Source organism: Candidatus Methylomirabilota bacterium, from assembly GCA_036002485.1.
Lineage (GTDB): Bacteria > Methylomirabilota > Methylomirabilia > Rokubacteriales > CSP1-6 > AR37.
In genome coordinates, this window is the sequence record DASYTI010000137.1 from 1 (window position 1) to 19,662 (window position 19,662).

Consider the following 19,662-nt stretch of genomic DNA (forward strand, 5'->3'; position numbering starts at 1 on the left):
TGGAAGCCGAACGGTTGCGCTGCTATGCCCTTCGGCGGCGCGCTCCCGACGACCAACCTCTGCTCGCTGAGATCTCGTATGCCATCCCTCGCCGACCCTTCGACGACCGACCATGAGGTACTGGCACTTACTCTTGGTCGGTCAGTAAAGTGACCGGGAGGTGGTGGCACTTGGCCCCTACGCCTCGCGCGCGACCTTCGGGCGCCGCCTCGCATCTGGACCTCTTTCAGCCGCCTGGGACTCTTTCTCTAGGCAGGTTGCCACTCAGGGCCCGAGGAGCTTCGAGAAGGCCGCGTCGACGTCGGAGAAGTCGTCGAAGAGGAGATCCGGGTTTTCCGCCTCGAGCTCCGCTCGCGAGAATAGACCTGTGGCCACGGCGATGGCCACCGCCCCGAAATGACGCGCGCACTCGATATCGCGGGGCGTATCGCCGATGACGAGGATCTCCTCGGGCGGGAACCCGCGCCCCACCAGCGCCTCCGCCCGTCTTGCCGCCAGCGAGGGGAGCTGGCGTCGATCGTAATGATCGGATCCGTAGGCGCCGAGATGGAAATACGGCCACAGCCCCGTGGGAGTCAGCTTGATCCGCGCGCCCGCCTCGATATTTCCCGTGAGCAGGCCCACGAGGGCCCCCGCCTCTCCGTCCAGCCGCCGGACGAGATCGGCGATGCCCGGCATGATGACCACGCCCCGGCCATCGCCGATCTCGGCTTGGAGCCCACGCGCATAGGCCTCGAAGCAATCATCGAGACGCGCGCGGATTCGGTCGCGCGAGAGACCACGGCCTTCCATCAGATCGAAGACGATGCGCTGGTCGGTCTGCCCGCGAAGGTCGTAGCCTTCGATATCTCCCGCCCCCCCGTAGACCTCGGTGAGGGCGGCGGCGAGGGCGCGACGCCCCGCCCCGCGCGCGGACAGGATGGTGCCATCGATGTCGAAGAGAACGAGGCGCATGAAGGGCCTCAGCGCGGGGCGGGCAGGGCGAGGGCGCGCAGCCGCGCCACGATGGGGGGCAGGCACTGGATGACCGCCTCCACCTCGGCGGCCGTGCTCCAGCGGCCGAAGGTGAAGCAGAGCGAGCCCTCCATCTCCTCCCGGGTGCACCCGATGGCGCGCAGCACCGGCGACGGCGTGCCCGTGCGCTGCGCGCAGGCCGATCCGGATGAGGCCGCCACGCCGGCAAGGTCGAGGTCGAGCAGAATGCTGTCGGCCTTGACCCCGCGCAGGACGAAGCTCGCGTGATGCGGGAGGCGCTTCACCGGGGCGCCCGTGAGGCGGCAGCCCGGAATGGAGAGCAAGAGGCCTTCGACCAGCCGATCTCGCAAGGCCTGCAGCCGCCCCGTTTCGCTGTGCAGGCCTTCGGTCCTGATGAGCTCGGCCGCCACGCCCATCCCGACGACGGCGGGCAGATTCTCGGTGCCGGAGCGATACCCGCCCTCCTGGCCGCCGCCCAGCAGAATGGGAGCCAGACGCACGCCCGTGCGCGCCCAGAGCGCCCCCGCTCCCGGCGGCCCATAGATGTCATTGCTGGCCACGGTGACCAGGTCCAGCCCCAAGACCTCCGCGGGAAGCTGAACCCGCCCGATCGTGCCTACCGCGTCGACGTGCAGCGGCACCCCCGCCCCGCGGGTGATTCGCGCGATGTCGCTGATGGGCTGGAGCGTCCCCACCTCGGCGCAGGCCGCGCTGATCGACACCAGCGCCGTGTCGGGGCGGAGGGCCCGGCGCAGGCTGTCCGGATCCACGCGCCCTTCCGCGTCGACGGGCAGGAGGGTGACGGCGGCGCCCGCCTTTTCGAGCTCGCGGCAGGCATTGAGCACCGACATGTGCTCGACGGATGAGGTGATGATATGCGGGGCGGGCGCCCCTGTCCGGAGTCCGACGCCTCGGATGGCGAGGTTGTTGGCCTCGGTGGCCCCGGAGGTGAAGATGATGCCCGAGGCCGCGCCGCCCACGAGCCGCGCGACCTTGGCGCGCGCGGCCTCCAGGGACTCCCGCGCCTCGGCGCCCAGCGAGTGGGGCGCCGACGGATTCCCGATGCCCGCCTCGAGAAAGGGCCGCATGACGGCGAGCACCCTCGGGTCCACAGGCGCGAAGCCGCCATAATCGAGGTAGACCCGGTCGGGAGCGGTGCCCCCGCGTTCCAAGCCTCTACCGTGTTTTCCTGACGAGGAAACGATAGACACCGCCCTGTCGCGAGATGTCTACGAGCTCGTGGCCGGTGATCTGACTCCAGCTTCGCATGTCCGCATCCGATGCCGGGTCGTCAGAGAGCATGGCGAGAAGGCTCCCCAGGGTCATGTCGCGGATGGCCTCCCGCGTCTTGACGATGGGCATGGGACAGAAGAGGCCGATGCAGTCGATCTGCCTGTCGGGAATGAGAAGTTTCGGATCGACAGCCATGTTCCGATACGGTAGCCCAACGCTCGAGGTGGCGTCAAGGAAGGTCCCGGCAAACCTTGACACTTCTAGCTCCCGCGCCCGATAATTCCCTGATGCCCCAGGCAAATCGCCTCCCGACCGAGGGACCCGAAGAGCCCACGCTGGTAGCCGGTGGCGCTCGGCGCACCATCATGCTGTCGCTCATGCTGACCTCGTTCATCCCTCTGATCGTGGTCGGCTATGGCATGTACACCTATCTGATCCCGCTCCTGGACCAGACGAGGCGGGTGCGCGACCTGCCATGGCTCCAGGCCCTCCTGGCCTTCACCGGTCTGCTCATGGCGGTGGGCGGGCTCTTGATCTGGGACCTGACCCGGACCCTCGGCAAACGCCAGGAGCGTGCGCCGGCGCCGGAGGCCCCCGCGGCAGGCACCGCGTCCCCGGCCGCGGCCGGCGAGGACGTCGACAGCCTCCTGCACTCGTTCTCCCGTATGCTCGCTCCCATCGAGCAGCAGGCCTCCGCCATCGATCGCTACGCGGTGAGGCTCGACACCGCGTACAAGGAGCTCGAGTCCACCAATGCCCGGCTGAAGGAGTTCTCCTTCAAGGACGAGGTGACGGGACTCTACAATCGCCGCTTCTTCTCCATCCGTCTCGAGGAAGAAGTCTCCCGGTACCGCCGCTTCAACCACCCGGTGTCCGTGGTGCTCCTGGATCTCGACGGCTTCAAGTCCGTCAATGATGACCTGGGCCACCCCGCGGGCGACGAGACGCTGCGAGGCATGGCCGAGATCCTCCTTCGCCATTCCCGCGGCATCAACGTCATCTGTCGCTACGGCGGCGACGAGTTCGCCATCCTGCTCGTGGAGACCTCCAAGGCGGGGGCGCGGCTCTACGCCGATCGCATCCGCTATGTCCTGTCGTCGTACCAGTTCGCCCACAAGCGCCGCGTGACGGCGAGCTTCGGCATCGCCTCCCTGCCCGAGGACGTGGCGCCCACCGCGGAGGATCTCATCCAGGCGGCCGACGAGGCCCTGTACGCGGCCAAGCGGTCGGGCAAGAATCGCGTCTCCGTGCACGAGGACATCGGGGTGGCCCAGACCGTGTCCGAGGGCAAGAGCGAATGAGCACCCCCCCTGTCCGCAAGGAAGTCCTGATCGTGGAGGACGACGCCAAGGTGCGCTCCGCCCTCCGAGAGGTCTTCCTCTCGGACGGCTATACGTGTCGCGTGGCCAGCAATGGCCGCGAGGGGCTCGAGTCCTTCGAGCGAGAGCGCCCACCCCTGACCCTGACCGACATCAAGATGCCCGTCATGGACGGGCTTGACTTCCTCCGGCGAGCCCGGACCATCGACAACGACGCCGCCGTCATCGTCATCACCGGGGTGGGCGACATCAAGACGGCCATCGAGAGCCTGAAGTGCGGCGCCTATGACTTCATCGTCAAGCCCGTCAACGTGGAGGCGGTCCTCATCGCGGCCGAGCGAGCCCTGGAGCGCCGCCAGCTCTTGATGGAGCGTCGCGAATACCACGCGATGCTCGAGCGACGCGTGACGGAAGCCACGCGAGACCTGGCCGCGGCCCTGAACGAGCTCGAGGACACGTATCGCGCGACCCTGGAGGCGCTCGGCTCAGCCCTGGACACGCGGGACGTGGGCACCCACGCCCACTCCCGACGGGTGGTCGGCTACTCCCTCACCCTGGCTCGCTCGCACGGGCTGCTCGAGAGCCACTTCCGCGACATCGAGCACGGCGTGCTGCTCCACGACATCGGCAAGATCGGTATCCCGGACGGCATCCTCCTCAAGCCCGGTCCCCTCTCGCCCGACGAGTGGAAGATCATGCGGACGCACCCGGATCTCGGACGCCGTCTCGTGGAGCGGATCCCCTTCCTCCGCGGCGCCGTGCCCATCGTCTATCACCATCACGAGCGCTGGGACGGCACCGGCTATCCGCTCGGGCTCCGCGGCGAGATGATCCCGCTGGGGGCGCGCATTTTCGCGGTGGCGGACGCCTTCGACGCCATGACCTTCGACCGGCCCTACTCGGTGGCCATCACCTTCGACGCGGCGCGGAAGGAGATCGCCCGCTGCGCGGGGACGCACTTCGATCCCAAGGTGGTGGATACCTTCCTCAAGATTCCTCTCGAGCTGCTCGAGACCATCCGCAACGGCTCCATCGAGTGGGCGCAGGTAGCCCCCAAAGGTCCCGCGGCGCGCGAACACTAGGCGGTCGAGAAAGGTCCAGATGCGAGGCGTCGCCCCGCCGTTCGAGTTGAGCGGCGGCCCTGCCGACGCGAGACGAGGGCTGAGTCGATCCGCACGCGAGGCGTAGTCTCTCTACGTTGAGCGTGCGGTCGAGGGCGACAACGAAGCAGATGGGCCTTTATCGGCCGCCTAGGGGCGGACCTCTTCGATCTGTTCCAGCATCTGTCGCGCCCTGGCGAAGGCGACGGCCAGCTGCTCGTGCGAGAGCCCTTGATCGCGCGCCTTCTGGATGAGTGACCGCACGTCCTGCCATCGCTCCATGGCCGCCTGACGGTTGCCTTCCGTGAGCAAGCGGCCTATGGTCTCGCCCGCCTTGTCGGTGACCCGCTCGATGGAGCGCGCCAAGAGTTCGCGGGTCTGTCGGTCGAGCCCCAGGTCGAGGTCACGCAGGTGTAGCGCACGGAAGAGCGGTGGCAGGGCCGCCTCGAGCTCGAAGGCCTCGATGTGGCGCTGGGCCAGGCGCGTGTAGCCTCGCCAGATGCGGCGATTGGCGGCGTGCCACCGGGCGGGACCGAGGCTGTCCGGCGGCGCGCCGGCCAGGAGCTCGCGGGCGCGCTCGAGCGAGTCGAGAGCCTGCGCCTCCGGCGTGGCGGTGCCGCGGGCGCGGGCGGCGAGCCGTCCGATCTCTCGCAGGAGACTGCGGGAGGCGAGGTCGCCGAGGGGAGCCCGGCGCGCCCCGGGCAGGTCCTCTGAGTCGAGAGCCCGGCGCACGAGCGCGCGCGAATCGCCAAACCGCTTGCGCCGGACCATGGCGCGGGCGACCACCCCATAGCCATCCCAGAGCGCCTCGCGTCCTCGATCCAGGAGCTCGGATACCTCCTCGGTGGCGGGCGCCGCGACGATGCGCCACTCCAGCCACAGCACGGCCACCCGCAGCACGGCCAGCCGCTCGACCGCCGTCGGGTCTATGGCCTCCGACGTCGCGAGCAGACGCCGTGCCGCGGGGGCGGCCAGGAGCGCGATGCGCTGCGGGCAGCCCTCGGCGGCGCCGTCCGGCGCTTCCCGCTCGGCGCGGTCGAGAGCTGCCCGGGCGCCTTCTGCGTCACCCTCGGCAAGCCGCGAGAGACCCACGACGGTCCAGAGCGCGGCGCGCGCGAAGGAGGGCTCGCCCATCTCGGTCCCGGACGCCTGTTCCACTAGATGCGGGCCGGCGGCATCGAAGACGGCCGCGTGCTGCCCCTCCTGATAGAGGGCGAAACACGTGTCCACGGCCTCCACGACCGGGTCCTCCGCCGTCGACATAGCCTGGGCGAGGGGCAGGTCTGGCTGGGTCGCCCGCGCGGCCATCCCCCCCGATCCGGATTCGCCCGAAGCCGGAGAGGGTGTGATGGACGGCGCGGGCGGAGACGGAGCGGGGCGGCGGCCGCGCGCCGAGCGTCGCCGCTCGGGCCCCGTATACGGAGGGCGAGGCGGCGGCTCAGGGGGCCGAGGACGCGGGGGCTCGATCCGCCGCCGCGGTCGGGCGGGAGCCGGCCGCGCTTCGAGCGCCTGGGCCAGGCCGATGAAGAGAAGGGTGCCTGCCACCAGCGCCAGGACCATCACGAGACCCTCTTCGAGGGTCATCCGCGCCCATTCCGCATGTCCTTGAAACGTTATCACGAGCTTAGCGAGCCCTTCCAGAGACCCTTGACTCGCCTTCGGCGCGCGGACGATGATGGCTGTGCTAGGTTCTCGACCTATGCGCCGGGGAGGCTGAATGCGTCGCGTCGCTGTGATCGGGGTAGGAGTGACCAGGTTCGGGAAGCACGAGCGCATCAGCGCCGAGCTCTTCGCCGAGGCGGCGGCTGACGCCATCCATGACGCGGACATCGCCCCGTCGGCGGTCCAGGCGCTCTACTATGGCAATGTCACCGGCGGCGAGGGCGAGCGCCAGCTGCACATGGGACCGCTGGCCGCCACCCTGCTCGGCCTGCCGACGATCCGGACCACCCGCTTCGAGAATGCCTGCGCCACGAGCCACGCCGCCTTCCGCCACGCCGTGATGGAGATCGGCGCCGGCGTCTCGGACGTGGTGCTGGTGGGCGGGGCGGAGCGCGTGCTCAATATTCCCACGGACGCGGCGACGGAATATTTCGCCTATTGCTCGGAGGCTTCCTACGAGCAATCGGTGGGATTGACTTTCCCGGGCGTGTTCGCGCTCATCGCCCGCGCCCACATGGCCAAATACGGAACGACGGAAGAGCAGATGGCCCATGTCGCCGTGAAGAATCATCGCCACGGCGTCCTCAATCCCAAGGCGCAGTTCCAGAAGGAGATCTCGCTGGAGACCGTGCTCAAGAGCGCCTATGTCGCCGATCCCCTCAAGCTCTTCGACTGCTGCCCCTTCACGGACGGCGGGGCCGCCCTGGTCCTCGCCGCCGAGGAGGTGGCGCGGAAGCGCCCGCGGGCCGTCTGGGTTCTCGGCACCGAGGCCGCCTCGGACACCATGTTCATGCACGAGAAGCGCGACCTCTCGCGCGTGCTGGCCACCGAGCGCGCGGCGGCCGGCGCCTACCGTCAGGCGGGCAAGACCCCCGCCGACGTGGATGTCGTGGAGCTCCATGATTGCTTCACCATCGCCGAGATCGTCGCCACCGAGGGGCTCGGCTTCTTCGAGCCCGGCGCCGGAGGTCTCGCGGCGGAGAAGGGCTGGACCAGTCTTGGGGGCAAGCTTCCCGTCAACCCGTCGGGCGGGCTCAAGGCCAAGGGCCACCCCATCGGCGCCACCGGGGCCGCGCAGATCGCTGAGATCGTGACCCAGCTCCGGGGCGAGGCCGGCCTGCGCCAGGTCGAAGGCGCGCGGACGGGCCTGACCCACACCCTGGGCGGCAATACCGCGACGGTCCTCGTAAGCCTCTTCGGCCGTGGCTGACCCTGTGGTGACGCTCAAGCATTTCTTCGAGGAAGCGCGCTCGGGGCGGCTTACCGGGATTCGCTGCCGCAGGTGCGGCGACCTCGCCATGCCCCCGAAGGAATTCTGTCCTGCGTGCCAGGAGCGCGACTGGGCCCCGGTGGCGCTGGCGGGCGCGGGCAACATCACCTCGTTCACGGTCATCCGCGTCGCCCCGCGCGGCCGCGCGGCCGAGGTGCCGTATGCCGTGGCGGTGGTCCGGCTCGACGAGGGCGTCTCGCTTCTCGGCCGCATCGTCGACATTTCCCTCGAGAGCCTCAGGATCGGCCTCCCCGTTCGCTTCCGCCCGCTCGTCACCAGCGAACAGGCCGCCATCGGCTTCGGCCCCGCCTGAATTTAGCTCAGCCCTCACCCTCGCCGCTGATCCATTGGGCCTCGCCTCGCGGCGGCGCCGCTCGGCTCGAACCGCCGCGCCTGCGGGATTGACTCAGCTCTCGTCTCGCGACGGCCGCTGGCCGCCGCTCAACTCGAACGGCGGGCAGCGCCTCAGCTCGACAGGCCTTATCTCAGCCCTCGCCTCGTCGCTCTCCTCGCCTGCGGCTCGTCGGCAGCCCCTCAGCTCGAAAGGCTATTTCTTGAAGTAGCGCAGCTCGAGGGTCACGCACCGCTTCGGCACGCGGTACGGGCCGTGAATCATGCCCGGCGGGCGACAGGCGTACATGCCGGCCGTGAAAGTCTGTTTCTTGCCGAGGTCCGTCAATTCGCCCTCCAGGATCCAGACCTCCTCCCAGAAGTCGTGGACAATGGTTTCGCTCGTCTCGACGCCCGTCTCGAATTCCAGCAATCGTGTCACGTCGCCCTCTTCGTTGCGGCTCAGGATCTTCTGCCTGACCCCGGCGCCGCCCGCGCCTCCGGTGGCCGAGGCGGCGACGGGCTCCCAGGGGATATGGTCCGGCTTGAAGAACTCGAGCTCGGCTTTGGGCATGGTGTGGAGTCTCCTTCATGTGAGGAGGCCCTATCGGGCCTCCGGGTCACCTCATGAGGGTCCCCGTCAGCGCAGGGTTCCCGCCCTAGGGTAGACTGTGCTACAAGCGAGCGACAAGGACCCCCATGACGATCGAAGGAGCCGGATCGGAGGAGGTAGGGGACGTCCCAGGCCACCCGCCGCGCCCGTGGTCGCGGCGGACCTGGGTCATCTGTCTCGTCGTCGCATTCCTGCTGGCCGGCGGCGCCTATTTCGCGCTGAACCGGCCGGGCCGGGCACAACCCGCCGCGCGCCCGGGCGCGGGCGGCGCGGCAGGCCGAGCGGTGCCTGTCTTGACGGTAACCACCCGAACGGGCGACCTGGGCGTCTATCTGACGGCGCTGGGCTCGGTCACGGCCCTCAATATCGTGACGGTCCGGAGCCGGGTCGATGGCCAGCTCATGCGCACGCTCTTTCGCGAGGGGCAGAACGTCCGTGCCGGGGAACTGCTCGCGGAGATAGATCCCCGCCCCTTCGAAGCCCAGCTCACGCAGGCCGAGGGGCAGCTCGCCCGTGACCAGGCCGCACTGAGCAATGCCCGGCTCGACCTGGAGCGCTACAGAAGGCTCGTGGCGGGAGGCTTCATCGCCCAGCAGCAGCTCGATACTCAGGCCTCGGCGGTCGTCCAGGCCGAGGGCAACGTCAAGGCCAATCTCGGACAGATCGAAAGCATCAAGCTTCAACTCACGTATTGCCGCATCCTCGCCCCCATCAATGGCCGCGCCGGCCTCAGGCTCGTCGATCCCGGCAACATGGTCAAGGCCAATGATCCCGGCGGGCTCGTGGTGCTCGCCCAGGTCGAGCCCATCGCCGTCGTGTCGGCGATACCCCAGGATCATCTGCCCCCCGTCCTCGCGCGGATGCGGGGCGGGAGCCCCATCCCCGTGGACGCCTACGACCGGGAGGGCCGGACAAAGCTCGCCACGGGCACGCTGGTGGCGGTGGACAACCAGATCGACCCGGGTACGGGCACCGTCAAGATCAAGGCCTCGTTCGCCAACGCGGACGGCGCGCTCTTTCCGAACCAGTTCGTCAACGTGCGGGTGCTGGTGGACACGCTCCGCGGTGCCGTCCTGGTTCCCGTGGAAGCGGTTCAGCGCGGCGTCCAGGGTCCCTTCGTGTACGTCGTGCGCGCCGACAAGACGGTCGAGCTCCGCAAGGTTGCCCTCGGCCCGACCGAAGGTGGTCTGGCCCCTGTCCGCGACGGACTCAAGGCCGGCGAGGCCGTCATCGTCGACGGCGCCGACAAGGTGCAGGAGCGCTCTCGGGTCGAGCCGACCAGCCGCGATCGACCCCCCGCCAAGTCGGGCTCATGAACCTGTCTCGGCCGTTCATCCTGAGGCCAGTGGCCACGTCGCTCCTGACCGCGGCCATCATCTTGGCAGGCGCCGTCGCCTATCGCCTGCTCGCCGTCTCGGCCTTACCCCAGGTCGACTACCCGACCATCCAGGTGCAGACGTTTTATCCCGGCGCCAGCCCGGACGTGATGGCCTCGGCGGTCACCGCGCCCCTGGAGCGGCAATTCGGTCAGATGCCCGGCCTCAAGCAGATGACGTCCACGAGCTCGAGCACGAGCTCGGTCATCACGCTCCAGTTCGATCTGAGCCTGGCCCTCGACATCGCCGAGCAGCAGGTGCAGGCGGCCATGAACGCGGCATCCTCGTTCCTGCCCAGGGATCTCCCCAATCCTCCCCTCTACAACAAGGTGAATCCGGCCGACGCGCCTATCCTCACCCTGGGGCTGACCTCGAGCTCCCTCCCCCTCACCACCGTCGAGGACCTCGCCGACACACGGCTCGTGCCCAAGCTCTCCCAGCTTCCGGGCGTGGGCCTGGTCACCCTGAGCGGCGGCCAGAAGCCCGCCATCCGCATTCAGGCGAATCCCGCGCGGCTGGCCGCCAATGGCCTCACCCTCGACGACGTGCGCCTGGCCGTCGCCGCGGCGAATGTGAATCAGGCCAAGGGCAGCCTGGACGGCGCCCAGCAGGCCTACACCATCGGAGCCAATGACCAGCTCGTGAGGAGCGAGCTCTATCAATCCCTCGTCATCGCCTACCGCAACAGCGCCCCCGTGCTCCTCTCCGACGTGGCTGACGCCGTGGACGATGCCGAGAACCTTCGCCAGGCGGCGTGGATGGGCGATCGGCCGGCCGTCATCGTCAATATCCAGCGACAGCCCGGCGCCAATCTCATCCAGGTCGTGGACCGCGTGAAGCAGCTCATGCCACAGCTCCAGGGCACCCTGCCGACCTCCGTCGAGGTGTCCGTGCTGACCGACCGCACCACCACCATCCGCGCCTCCGTCCATGACGTCCAGCTCGAGCTCATGCTCGCCGTCGTCCTCGTGGTGCTCGTCATTTTCCTGTTCCTGGGCAGCCCCGCCGCCACCTTCATCCCGAGCGTGGCCGTGCCCGTTTCCATCATCGGCACCTTCGCCGTCATGTACGCGCTCAACTTCAGCCTCAACAACCTCTCCCTCATGGCCCTCACCATCTCCACCGGTTTCGTGGTGGACGACGCCGTGGTCATGATCGAAAACATCGCCCGGTACATCGAGGCGGGCGACTCTCCCCTCGAGGCGGCTCTCAAGGGCTCGGGGCAGATCGGGTTCACGATTCTCTCCCTGACCGTCTCGCTGATCGCGGTGCTCATCCCCCTGCTCTTCATGGGCGATATCGTGGGCCGCCTCTTCCGGGAGTTCGCCATCACCCTCAGCGTCTCCATCCTCGTCTCGGCCGTCGTGTCGCTCACCCTGACCCCGATGCTCTGCGCCAAGCTCCTCCACCACCAGAGCGAGGCGGAAAGGAATCGATTCGCGCGGACGGCCCAGCGGCTCTTCGAGGCCCTCCGCGCGGGCTATGCCGCCACCTTGAGCCGCGTGCTGGAGCACCAGCGCCTGACCCTGCTCGTGGCCGTGGGCACCCTGGCCCTCACCCTCGTCCTGTACGCCCTCATCCCCAAGGGGCTCTTTCCCACCCAGGACACCGGCGTCATCCTCGGCATCTCCGATGCCCCGCAGGCCGTGTCGTTTCCCGCCATGGCGGCGCGCCAGCGCGCCCTCGGACAGGTCATCCTGAAGGATCCCGCGGTGGCGACGCTGTCGTCCTTCATCGGGATCGACGGCACCAACGTCACCCTCAATAGCGGCCGCATGCTGATCAGCCTGAAGCCGCTGGTGGAGCGGCGGGTCGGCGTGGACGCGGTGATCGACCGCCTGCGCACGTCCCTCGCCCAGGTCGGCGGCATCACCCTCTACCTTCAGCCCGTCCAGGACCTGACCGTGGAAGACCGCGTCAGCCGGACGCAGTTTCAGTACAGTCTCGAGGATCCGAATCTGGCCGAGCTGACGACGTGGGCGCCGCGTGTGGTGGAGCGCCTCCGCCTGCTGCCCGAGCTCAGGGACGTGGCAAGTGACCAGCAGGATCGGGGTCTCGAGACCTCCGTGCGCATCGATCGCCCCACCGCCTCCCGCCTCGGCATCACGCCCCAGATGATCGACGACGCGCTCTACAACGCCTTCGGCCAGCGCCAGGTCTCGACCATCTTCACCCAGCTCAACCAGTACCGCGTGGTGCTGGAGGTCAAGCCCGACTTCCGCCAGAGCCCCGAGGCCCTGCAGCAGATCTATCTCCGGTCCTCGACGGCGGGCCAGGTGCCGCTCTCCGCCTTCACCTTCATCGAGGAGCGCGCCACGCCGCTCGCCGTGAACCACCAGGGGCAGTTCCCCGCCGTCACCGTCTCCTTCAACCTCTCCCCGGGGATCTCGCTCGGCCACGCCGTCCAGGCCATCGAGACGGCCAAGCAGGAGCTTGGCCTCCCCATCACTATCCAGGCGCGCTTCCAGGGAGCCGCACGGGCCTTCCAGGCCTCGCTCGCCAATGAGCCCCTCCTCATCCTGGCCGCCGTGGTCACCGTCTACATCGTGCTCGGCGTGCTCTACGAGAGCTGGATTCACCCCGTGACGATTCTCTCCACGTTGCCCTCCGCCGGGGTGGGGGCGCTGCTCGCCCTGCTCGCCGCGCGTCTGGACCTGAGCGTCATCGCCCTCATCGGAATCATCCTCGTCATCGGCATCGTCATGAAGAACGCGATCATGATGATCGACTTCGCGCTGGACGCTCAGCGCTCGGAGGGCCGGCCGGCCCGTGAGGCCATCTACCAGGCCTGCCTGCTCCGGTTCCGGCCCATCTTGATGACCACCATGGCGGCCATCCTGGGCGGGGTGCCGCTCGCCCTCGGAGGCGGGGTGGGATCCGAGCTGCGGCAGCCGCTCGGCATCGCCATCGTGGGCGGTCTCATCATGAGTCAGCTCCTGACGCTCTACACCACCCCCGTCATCTATCTCGCCTTCGACCGGGTGGCCACGCGCGCCGCGCGACGAAAGGCGCCCGCCGCGGTCACGTCCGCCGCCGCCCAGGGGCTCTCGTGAACCTCTCGACCCCCGCCATCCGTCGCCCGGTGGGCACCACGCTCCTCACCCTGGCTCTCGTGATAGCGGGCATCCTCGGCTATCGCCTGCTGCCCGTGGCCCCGCTTCCCCGGGTGGACTTTCCGACCATCCAGGTGTCCGCGGCGCTGCCCGGTGCCAGCCCCGAGACCATGGCCTCCGCCGTGGCCACACCGCTGGAGCGCCAGTTCGGCCGCGTCGCCGCCATCACCGAGATGACGTCGGCCAGCTACCTCGGCTCCACCAGCGTGGCCCTCCAGTTCGATCTTGCGCGTGACATCAACGGCGCCGCCCGCGATGTCCAGTCGGCCATCAATGCCGCCGCCGGCCAGCTCCCCTCGAACCTGCCCGCGAATCCGACCTACCGTAAGGTCAACCCGGCCGACGCGCCCATCATGATCCTGGCCCTGACCTCGTCCACCGTGGACACCGGCCGGATGTACGACGTGGCGTCCACGGTCCTGCAGCAGAAGCTCGCGCGGATCGAGGGGGTCGGGCAGGTCTTCGTGGGCGGCAGCTCCCTTCCGGGTGTCCGGGTCGAGCTCAACCCGATGACGCTGGCGAGCTACGGGATAGGCTTGGAAGATGTGCGGCGCGTGCTCGCCAACGCCAACGTCAACCATCCCAAGGGACAGATCCATGGTCCCGAGCGCGCCTGGGAGATCCGGACCAGCGACCAGCTCCGCTTCGCCGCGGAATACCGGCCGCTCATCGTGGCGTGGCGCAACGGCGCGCCGGTGCGCCTCTCAGACCTGGGCGAGGTCGTGGACTCCGTGGAGGATCTGCGATCGATAGGTCTGGCCAATGGCAAGCCGGCCGCCCTGCTCATCATCTTCCGCCAGCCGGGCGCCAACATCATCGAAGCCGTCGACCGGATCCGGGAGGAGATGCCGGAGCTTCATGCTCTCGTGCCGGCCGACGTCACCCTGACGGCGGTGCTGGATCAGACCGTCACCATCCGCGCCTCCATCCACGACGTCCAGATTTCCCTCATGATCTCCGTCGCCCTCGTGGTGCTGGTGGTCTTCCTCTTCCTCCGCGACGTCCGGGCCACCGCCATCCCCGGTGTGGTCGTCCCCGTGTCCCTGATCGGCACCTTCGCCTTCATGTACTTGATCGGCTACAGCATCGACAATCTTTCCCTCATGGCCCTGACAGTGGCCACGGGATTCGTGGTGGACGACGCCATCGTGGTCGTCGAGAACGTGATGCGCCACCTCGAGGCGGGCATGCCCGCCCGGGAGGCGGCCATCACGGGGGCGCGCGAGATCGGCTTCACCGTGCTCTCCATCAGCGTGTCCCTCGTGGCCGTCTTCATCCCCATCCTGCTCATGGGCGGAATCATCGGCCGGCTGTTCCGGGAGTTCGCGGCGGTGCTTTCCATCGCGGTCCTCATCTCCCTCGTCCTCTCCCTGACCACGACCCCCATGATGTGCGCCGCCCTCCTCCGCTCCCGACAGGGACAGGATCGGGGACGCTTCGACCGCGCGAGCGAGCGAGTCTTCGACGGCATTCTCCGGCTCTACGACGTGAGCCTGGGCTGGGCCCTCCGGCACCCGGGCTTCGTCCTCCTCATCGCCACCGTCACCTTCGCGGTCAACGTCTACCTGTTCGTGACCATCCCGAAGGGCTTCTTCCCCCAGCAGGACAATGGCCGGCTCGCCGGGATCACGGTCGCCGCCCAGGACATCTCCTTCCAGGCCATGCGGGACAAGCTGAGTCGGCTCGCCGACATCGTCCGCGCGGACCCCGGGGTGGCCACCGTCACGGCCTATACGGGAGGCGGAGGAGGACGGGGAACGACCGTCAACACGGCGCGAATGTTCGTGTCCCTCAAGCCACGGTCGGAGCGCGATGCCACGGCGGACGAGATCATCACCCGGCTGCGTCCCAAGCTCGCCCGGGTGCCCGGCGCCACTCTGTATCTTCAAGCGGTGCAGGACATCCGACTCGGCGGCCGCCTCAGCAACGCGCAGTATCAGTTCACCCTGCAGGCTGATACCCTCACCGAGCTGAGCGCCTGGGCGCCCAAGGTGCTCCAGGCCATCCGCGGCCTCCCCCAGCTCCGTGATGTCTCGAGCGACCAGCAGGACGCGGGACTGCAGGTGCCGCTCACCATCGACCGGCCCACGGCGGCGCGACTCGGCGTCAGCACCCGGCTCATCGACGAGACGCTCTATGACGCCTTCGGCCAGCGCCAGGTCTCCACGATCTACACCGCGCTGAATCAGTACCACGTGGTGATGGAGGTGGCGCCGAGCTTCTGGCAGAGCCCGGACGCCCTCCGCAACATCTATGTCCAGTCGGCCGCGGGCAACTCCGTGCCCCTCACCGCGCTCACCCGATTCGAGCCGAGCCCGGCGCCGCTTCAGATCAATCACCAGGGACTCTTTCCCTCGGTGACCACGTACTTCAATCTCGCCCCCGGCGTCGCCCTCGGCGACGCGGTGGCGGCCATCGCGGCCGCCGAGCGCCGCATCGGCATGCCCGGGAGTATCCGCGGCAGCTTCGCGGGCACCGCCCAGGCCTTCCAGGTCGCCCTCTCCACCCAGCCCCTGCTCATCCTGGCCGCCCTCGTCGCCGTCTATCTCGTCCTGGGCGTCCTCTACGAGAGCTACATCCACCCCCTCACCATTCTCTCCACCCTCCCCTCCGCCGGCGTGGGCGCGCTCCTCGCCCTCATGGCCTTCCAGATGGAGTTCTCCATCATCGGCATGGTCGGCGTCATCCTGCTCATCGGCATCGTGAAGAAGAACGCCATCCTGGTCATCGACGTCGCCCTCGACCTCGAGCGGCGCGAAGGCCGCAACGCTCGCGAGGCGGTGCACCAGGCCTGCCTGCGGCGATTCCGGCCCATCATCATGACCACGATGGCTGCGCTCCTGGGCGCCCTGCCCCTGGCCCTCGGTACGGGCACGGGCTCGGAGCTGCGGCGGCCCCTGGGCATCAGCATCGTGGGCGGCCTTCTCCTGAGCCAGCTCCTCACGCTATACACGACCCCGGTCGTGTACCTCTTCCTCGAGCGAGGCCGTCTACGCGTCGTCCGCTGGCGGGGACAGCTCGGCCGTGCCTTCGGCGGATCCCCACAGGAAAGTCCAGCCGGCCCTCGTCCCTGACGGCGGCGGGGCACGGATGCGGTCTGACGAGAACCAGCCCTTCAGCGCTCCTGGTCGCCCCGCGGAGTCACCGAGGCCTCCCGGCTCCGCAACCTGTCCAGGAGCTCGGTGAATCTCGACGTCCGCAGGATGGAATTGAACTGGCTCCGATAGCTCAGGACGAGGCTGACCCCGTCCACCACGATGTCATACACCGCCCATCGTCCATCGGTCTCCAGGAGGCGGTATTCCAGTGAAGCGTTCCCGCGCCGGCCCACCGCGACTTGCGAGCTGACCTGCGCATAGGGCCCGTTGACCGACTCGCCCTCGAAGGTGATGGTGACCAGAGGATAGTGCGCGAGGGCCGTCAGGTAGGATCGCTCGAGCAGGTCGGTGAAGAGCCGGACGAACTCTGCTTGCTCTTCACGCGTCCCGTCGCTCCAGTGGGGGCCCAGCATCCGGCGCGACATCTCGTTGAAGTCGAAGAGCTGCTCCGCGACCAGGCGCATCTCGCGCCGCTGTGCGCTCGCGGGGGCGCCCGCTGTCTGCGACTGGGCGATGGCCAGCACGCGGGTCATGGACGATTTGACGAGCTCGAGGGGCGGGAGCGCGCGCGCGGGCGACGTGGCGTCCGCGCTCTTCCCTATCGTCTGGGCAAGAGCGGGCTCGGTCCCGCACGCCACCGCGGTGGCCAGCATCGCGACTCCCACGGTGGCGATGCTCGTCAGCCGGACAAGCCGAGGTACCATGAGAAGGGAAACCTGCCGCGACACGGACCCGCTCGCTGCCTCACACATTAGTATCTCCGTCCTCGAACGCCCTCTCGGGCGCCTGTCAATGAGCTTCGCGGGGCCGATTGTCGGCGTGCCGCCTGCTCCAGCCAGAACTTCGTCTAGGTGCTTCGAGCGACTCCAGCAAGGCGCGTGCCGAGTAGGCTTCGCTCGAAGTCTTCGCATCTAACCTCCGAAAAACTCGGAGCATGCATTCTCGGTCCCTTGATGCGCGCCTTCTGGTGAGGTCATCGATACCGGGTCGGCCTTTCGTCCTGCGCCCGCCCCACGTCGCGATCACCCGGTAATTCCTACGCGGTGCTCTTCGAATATTCCGATGAGGGCCGCTCGCCCACGGGGCAGCCTGACGACAAGTGCACGCCCGGCTGCTACTTAGGAAAGACCGACGACGCGATGGCGCTTGGCACACGCCATGCTGCTCTTGGCTGCGATGCCCAGTCACACCGTCCCCGCCGCCCGCGCCGCGCCGCCCCAAGCTTTCGGCCGGACGCGACGGACCGTGCTTCTCACCGCGATCTCCGTGATTCTTGGACTCACGGCGATCTCCTGGCACTACTCACTTCCCGCGCCCGGCGGCCTCAGGACTCCCATCGTGCATCTCTATGCGCAAGGCCAGCTCGCTCCCGGCGGCCGGCCCGTCGCGGCGATCTATCCTTCGCACAAGGCCCAGAGCTGGGTGCCCCTCGAGCGGATCCCTCGGTCAGTCGTCGACGCCGTTCTCGTGGCCGAGGACCGGCGGTTCTGGGCCCATCCGGGGGTCGATCTGCTGGCCGTCGGACGCGCCTTCCACGTCAATCTCAAGCATGGCGAGCTCCGCGAAGGCGGCAGCACCATCACCCAGCAGCTGGCGCGAACGCTGTTCCTCGATACCCGACGCACGTGGGGACGAAAAGCTCGCGAGGCCCTCATCGCTCTCCTCCTGGAGGTGCGGTACTCGAAGACCCGGATCCTGGAGGCCTATCTCAACTCCGTCTACCTCGGGCATCATGGCGACCTGCCCGTCTACGGGCTTCCCGCCGCCGCGCGCCACTTCCTCGACAAAGACCTGGGCGCCCTCGACGTCGACGAGGCGGCCTGGCTGGCCAGCGCGATCCGGGCGCCCAACCGGATGCTCTCCGCCCAGAATCGAGACAAGAAGTACCGTGACGGCATCATCCTCGCCATGCAGGAGGCTCGACTGATCGAGCCGGCCATCGCCCGTCGGGCCGTCTCCCGACCGCTGCCGCGGCAACCCAACGAGGGTTCCAGGGTCGCCCCGTACTTCGTCGATTTCGTCGCCGGCGAGCTCGGGCGCCGGGCGAAGCTGCCGGAGTCGGGCGACCTGCAGCTCCAGACCACGCTCAACCTCGCCCTCCAGCGGGCCGCGGAGGCCGCGGTGAGGGACGGGGTGGCGCGGATTGAAAGAGATCGGCCCCACCTCGCCGGCCAGGTGCAGGCCGCGGTGATCGCCATAGAGCCGGCGTCCGGAGAGATCCGCGCTCTCGTGGGCGGCCGGCGCTACGGCGAGACGTCATTCAATCGCGCCACCCGCGCGGTGCGACAGCCGGGATCCCTTTTCAAGCCGTTCGTGTACCTGGCCGCCTTCGAGGCGGAGCGCCGCGGCGCGGGCATCACGCCCGCCTCCGTCCTCGCCGACGAGCCGCTGCTCATACCGGCGGGCGGCAGCAACTGGGAGCCGCGGAACATGGACGGACAGTTCCACGGACCGGTGACGGTGCGCCGCGCCCTGGAGGAGTCGCTGAACATTCCCGCCGTGCGCGTCGCGCTGAACGTGGGGCCCCGTCACGTCGCGGACATGGCCCGCGCCGTCGGCATCGAGCATCCCCTGGCCCCGGTCCCGTCGCTCGCCCTCGGCACCTCCGAGGTGACGCTCCTCGAGATCACCGGCGCCTTCGCCACCCTGGCCAATGGCGGAGTCCGTGTCGCTCCCACCGCCCTGGCCGCGGACGTCTCCGGCGGCGGGCCGGCCATGGCACCGCTGCCGGCATCGGTTCGCGCGGTGTCCGCCGAGTCCGCATTCCTGATCAACCATCTGCTCCGTGGTGTCATGCGGCGCGGCACGGGCGCCCGGAGCTCCGCCTGGGGACTTCAGGAGATGACGGCGGGGAAGACAGGCACGACGGACGGGCTTCGCGACGCGTGGTTCGTCGGCTATACGCCCGATCTGGTGGTCGGGGTCTGGGTGGGGATGGACGACGCCACGCCCCTCGGCCTCACGGGGGCACAGGCCGCCCTGCCCATCTGGGGTCCCGTCATGCAGGCGGCGGTGCGACAGACCTCTCCGGCTCAGTTCACGCCGCCGCCGGGAGTGGTCCTGGCGCAGATCGACAGGAAGACGGGGAGACGGGTCTCGTTCTGGTGCGGAAGCGACGACGTGATTCAGGAAGCCTTCCGTGAAGGCACGAGGCTTCCCGACGAATGTGAATCCTTCCTGCAGACCGGCGTGACCAACCTCCTCGACTGGATCGAGAGGCGCTTCAAGTAGATCGGCTGGGCCTCCCAGGGTTAGGCGGGAGCAGACACACCAAAGGGTTGCGGATTCTTCCCGTAACCCTTTGGGCGATTTGGAGCGGCCGACCGGATTCGAACCGGCGACGTCCAGCTTGGGAAGCCCACATGGTGCCGCTATGGGTATCATGTTGTTCGAGAAATGGCGGTCTTGACGGTGGAGATGACTCCTGGTGACACCAGGTGATCACTGCAGATCTCAACGATTGGTCACTGGGTTGGTCACTCGACCAGGCGACCTTCGAGCGCCAAGACATCACCCCTTCGGGGCTCAGCCCAATTTCGGTCGTCAACGGTTTGTTGCGGGAGCCCGCAATCA

The 19,662-nt window shown here is 68.5% G+C and carries 14 protein-coding genes; 8 read left to right on the forward strand and 6 right to left on the reverse strand.

The window, feature by feature from the left end:
* Window positions 1-264: 264 nt before the first annotated feature.
* From VGT00_13435 to VGT00_13445, 3 genes are read right to left on the reverse strand one after another with little or no spacing between them, the layout of a single operon-like run.
* Complete coding sequence (locus VGT00_13435) at window positions 265-954, reverse strand: HAD hydrolase-like protein (GenBank protein ID HEV8532415.1); 690 nt, start codon at window positions 952-954, stop codon at window positions 265-267.
* Window positions 955-962: 8 nt separating this feature from the next.
* Window positions 963-2,147, reverse strand: a complete 1,185-nt coding sequence (locus VGT00_13440; GenBank protein ID HEV8532416.1) for a cysteine desulfurase family protein — start codon at window positions 2,145-2,147, stop codon at window positions 963-965.
* A gap of 4 nt (window positions 2,148-2,151) precedes the next feature.
* Window positions 2,152-2,403, reverse strand: a complete 252-nt coding sequence (locus VGT00_13445) for a sulfurtransferase TusA family protein (GenBank protein HEV8532417.1) — start codon at window positions 2,401-2,403, stop codon at window positions 2,152-2,154.
* Between the two features lie 92 nt (window positions 2,404-2,495).
* Between VGT00_13445 and VGT00_13450 the strand changes: the two genes are divergently transcribed.
* Window positions 2,496-3,509, forward strand: coding sequence for a GGDEF domain-containing protein (locus tag VGT00_13450; GenBank protein HEV8532418.1), 1,014 nt, complete (start codon window positions 2,496-2,498; stop codon window positions 3,507-3,509).
* A complete protein-coding gene (locus VGT00_13455; protein HEV8532419.1) occupies window positions 3,506-4,609 on the forward strand; it encodes an HD domain-containing phosphohydrolase in 1,104 nt (367 codons plus the stop codon). The genes VGT00_13450 and VGT00_13455 overlap by 4 nt, the downstream gene beginning before the upstream one ends.
* 168 nt (window positions 4,610-4,777) lie before the next feature.
* On the opposite strand, the gene VGT00_13460 is transcribed toward VGT00_13455, so the two are convergent.
* The gene (locus VGT00_13460; GenBank protein HEV8532420.1) at window positions 4,778-5,935 is read right to left on the reverse strand and encodes a hypothetical protein; all 1,158 of its coding nucleotides are present in this window, start codon (window positions 5,933-5,935) and stop codon (window positions 4,778-4,780) included.
* Window positions 5,936-6,344: 409 nt separating this feature from the next.
* Here VGT00_13460 and VGT00_13465 point away from each other — a divergent pair, with 409 nt between their 5' ends.
* A complete protein-coding gene (locus VGT00_13465) occupies window positions 6,345-7,499 on the forward strand; it encodes a thiolase domain-containing protein (GenBank protein ID HEV8532421.1) in 1,155 nt (384 codons plus the stop codon).
* Window positions 7,492-7,872: a Zn-ribbon domain-containing OB-fold protein gene (locus VGT00_13470; protein HEV8532422.1), complete on the forward strand. Its 381-nt coding sequence runs from the start codon at window positions 7,492-7,494 to the stop codon at window positions 7,870-7,872. The genes VGT00_13465 and VGT00_13470 overlap by 8 nt, the downstream gene beginning before the upstream one ends.
* A gap of 234 nt (window positions 7,873-8,106) precedes the next feature.
* Here the strand turns inward: VGT00_13470 and VGT00_13475 are convergent, their stop codons facing one another.
* Window positions 8,107-8,463 (reverse strand): cupin domain-containing protein, encoded by a 357-nt coding sequence (locus VGT00_13475; protein ID HEV8532423.1) that lies wholly within the window; start codon window positions 8,461-8,463, stop codon window positions 8,107-8,109.
* Between the two features lie 125 nt (window positions 8,464-8,588).
* Here VGT00_13475 and VGT00_13480 point away from each other — a divergent pair, with 125 nt between their 5' ends.
* From VGT00_13480 to VGT00_13490, 3 genes are read left to right on the forward strand one after another with little or no spacing between them, the layout of a single operon-like run.
* Window positions 8,589-9,818 carry an MdtA/MuxA family multidrug efflux RND transporter periplasmic adaptor subunit gene (locus tag VGT00_13480; protein ID HEV8532424.1) on the forward strand — a complete coding sequence of 410 codons (1,230 nt, stop codon included), beginning with the start codon at window positions 8,589-8,591 and terminating at the stop codon, window positions 9,816-9,818.
* A complete protein-coding gene (locus VGT00_13485; protein ID HEV8532425.1) occupies window positions 9,815-12,931 on the forward strand; it encodes a multidrug efflux RND transporter permease subunit in 3,117 nt (1,038 codons plus the stop codon). The genes VGT00_13480 and VGT00_13485 overlap by 4 nt, the downstream gene beginning before the upstream one ends.
* On the forward strand, window positions 12,928-16,065 hold the full coding sequence (locus VGT00_13490; protein ID HEV8532426.1) for a multidrug efflux RND transporter permease subunit: 3,138 nt from the start codon (window positions 12,928-12,930) through the stop codon (window positions 16,063-16,065). The genes VGT00_13485 and VGT00_13490 overlap by 4 nt, the downstream gene beginning before the upstream one ends.
* A 41-nt stretch (window positions 16,066-16,106) precedes the next feature.
* On the opposite strand, the gene VGT00_13495 is transcribed toward VGT00_13490, so the two are convergent.
* Window positions 16,107-16,754 carry an ABC transporter substrate-binding protein gene (locus tag VGT00_13495; GenBank protein ID HEV8532427.1) on the reverse strand — a complete coding sequence of 216 codons (648 nt, stop codon included), beginning with the start codon at window positions 16,752-16,754 and terminating at the stop codon, window positions 16,107-16,109.
* A gap of 511 nt (window positions 16,755-17,265) precedes the next feature.
* On the opposite strand from VGT00_13495, the gene VGT00_13500 reads away from it, so the two are divergent.
* The gene (locus tag VGT00_13500; protein HEV8532428.1) at window positions 17,266-19,320 is read left to right on the forward strand and encodes a transglycosylase domain-containing protein; all 2,055 of its coding nucleotides are present in this window, start codon (window positions 17,266-17,268) and stop codon (window positions 19,318-19,320) included.
* The last annotated feature ends 342 nt before the right edge of the window (window positions 19,321-19,662 follow it).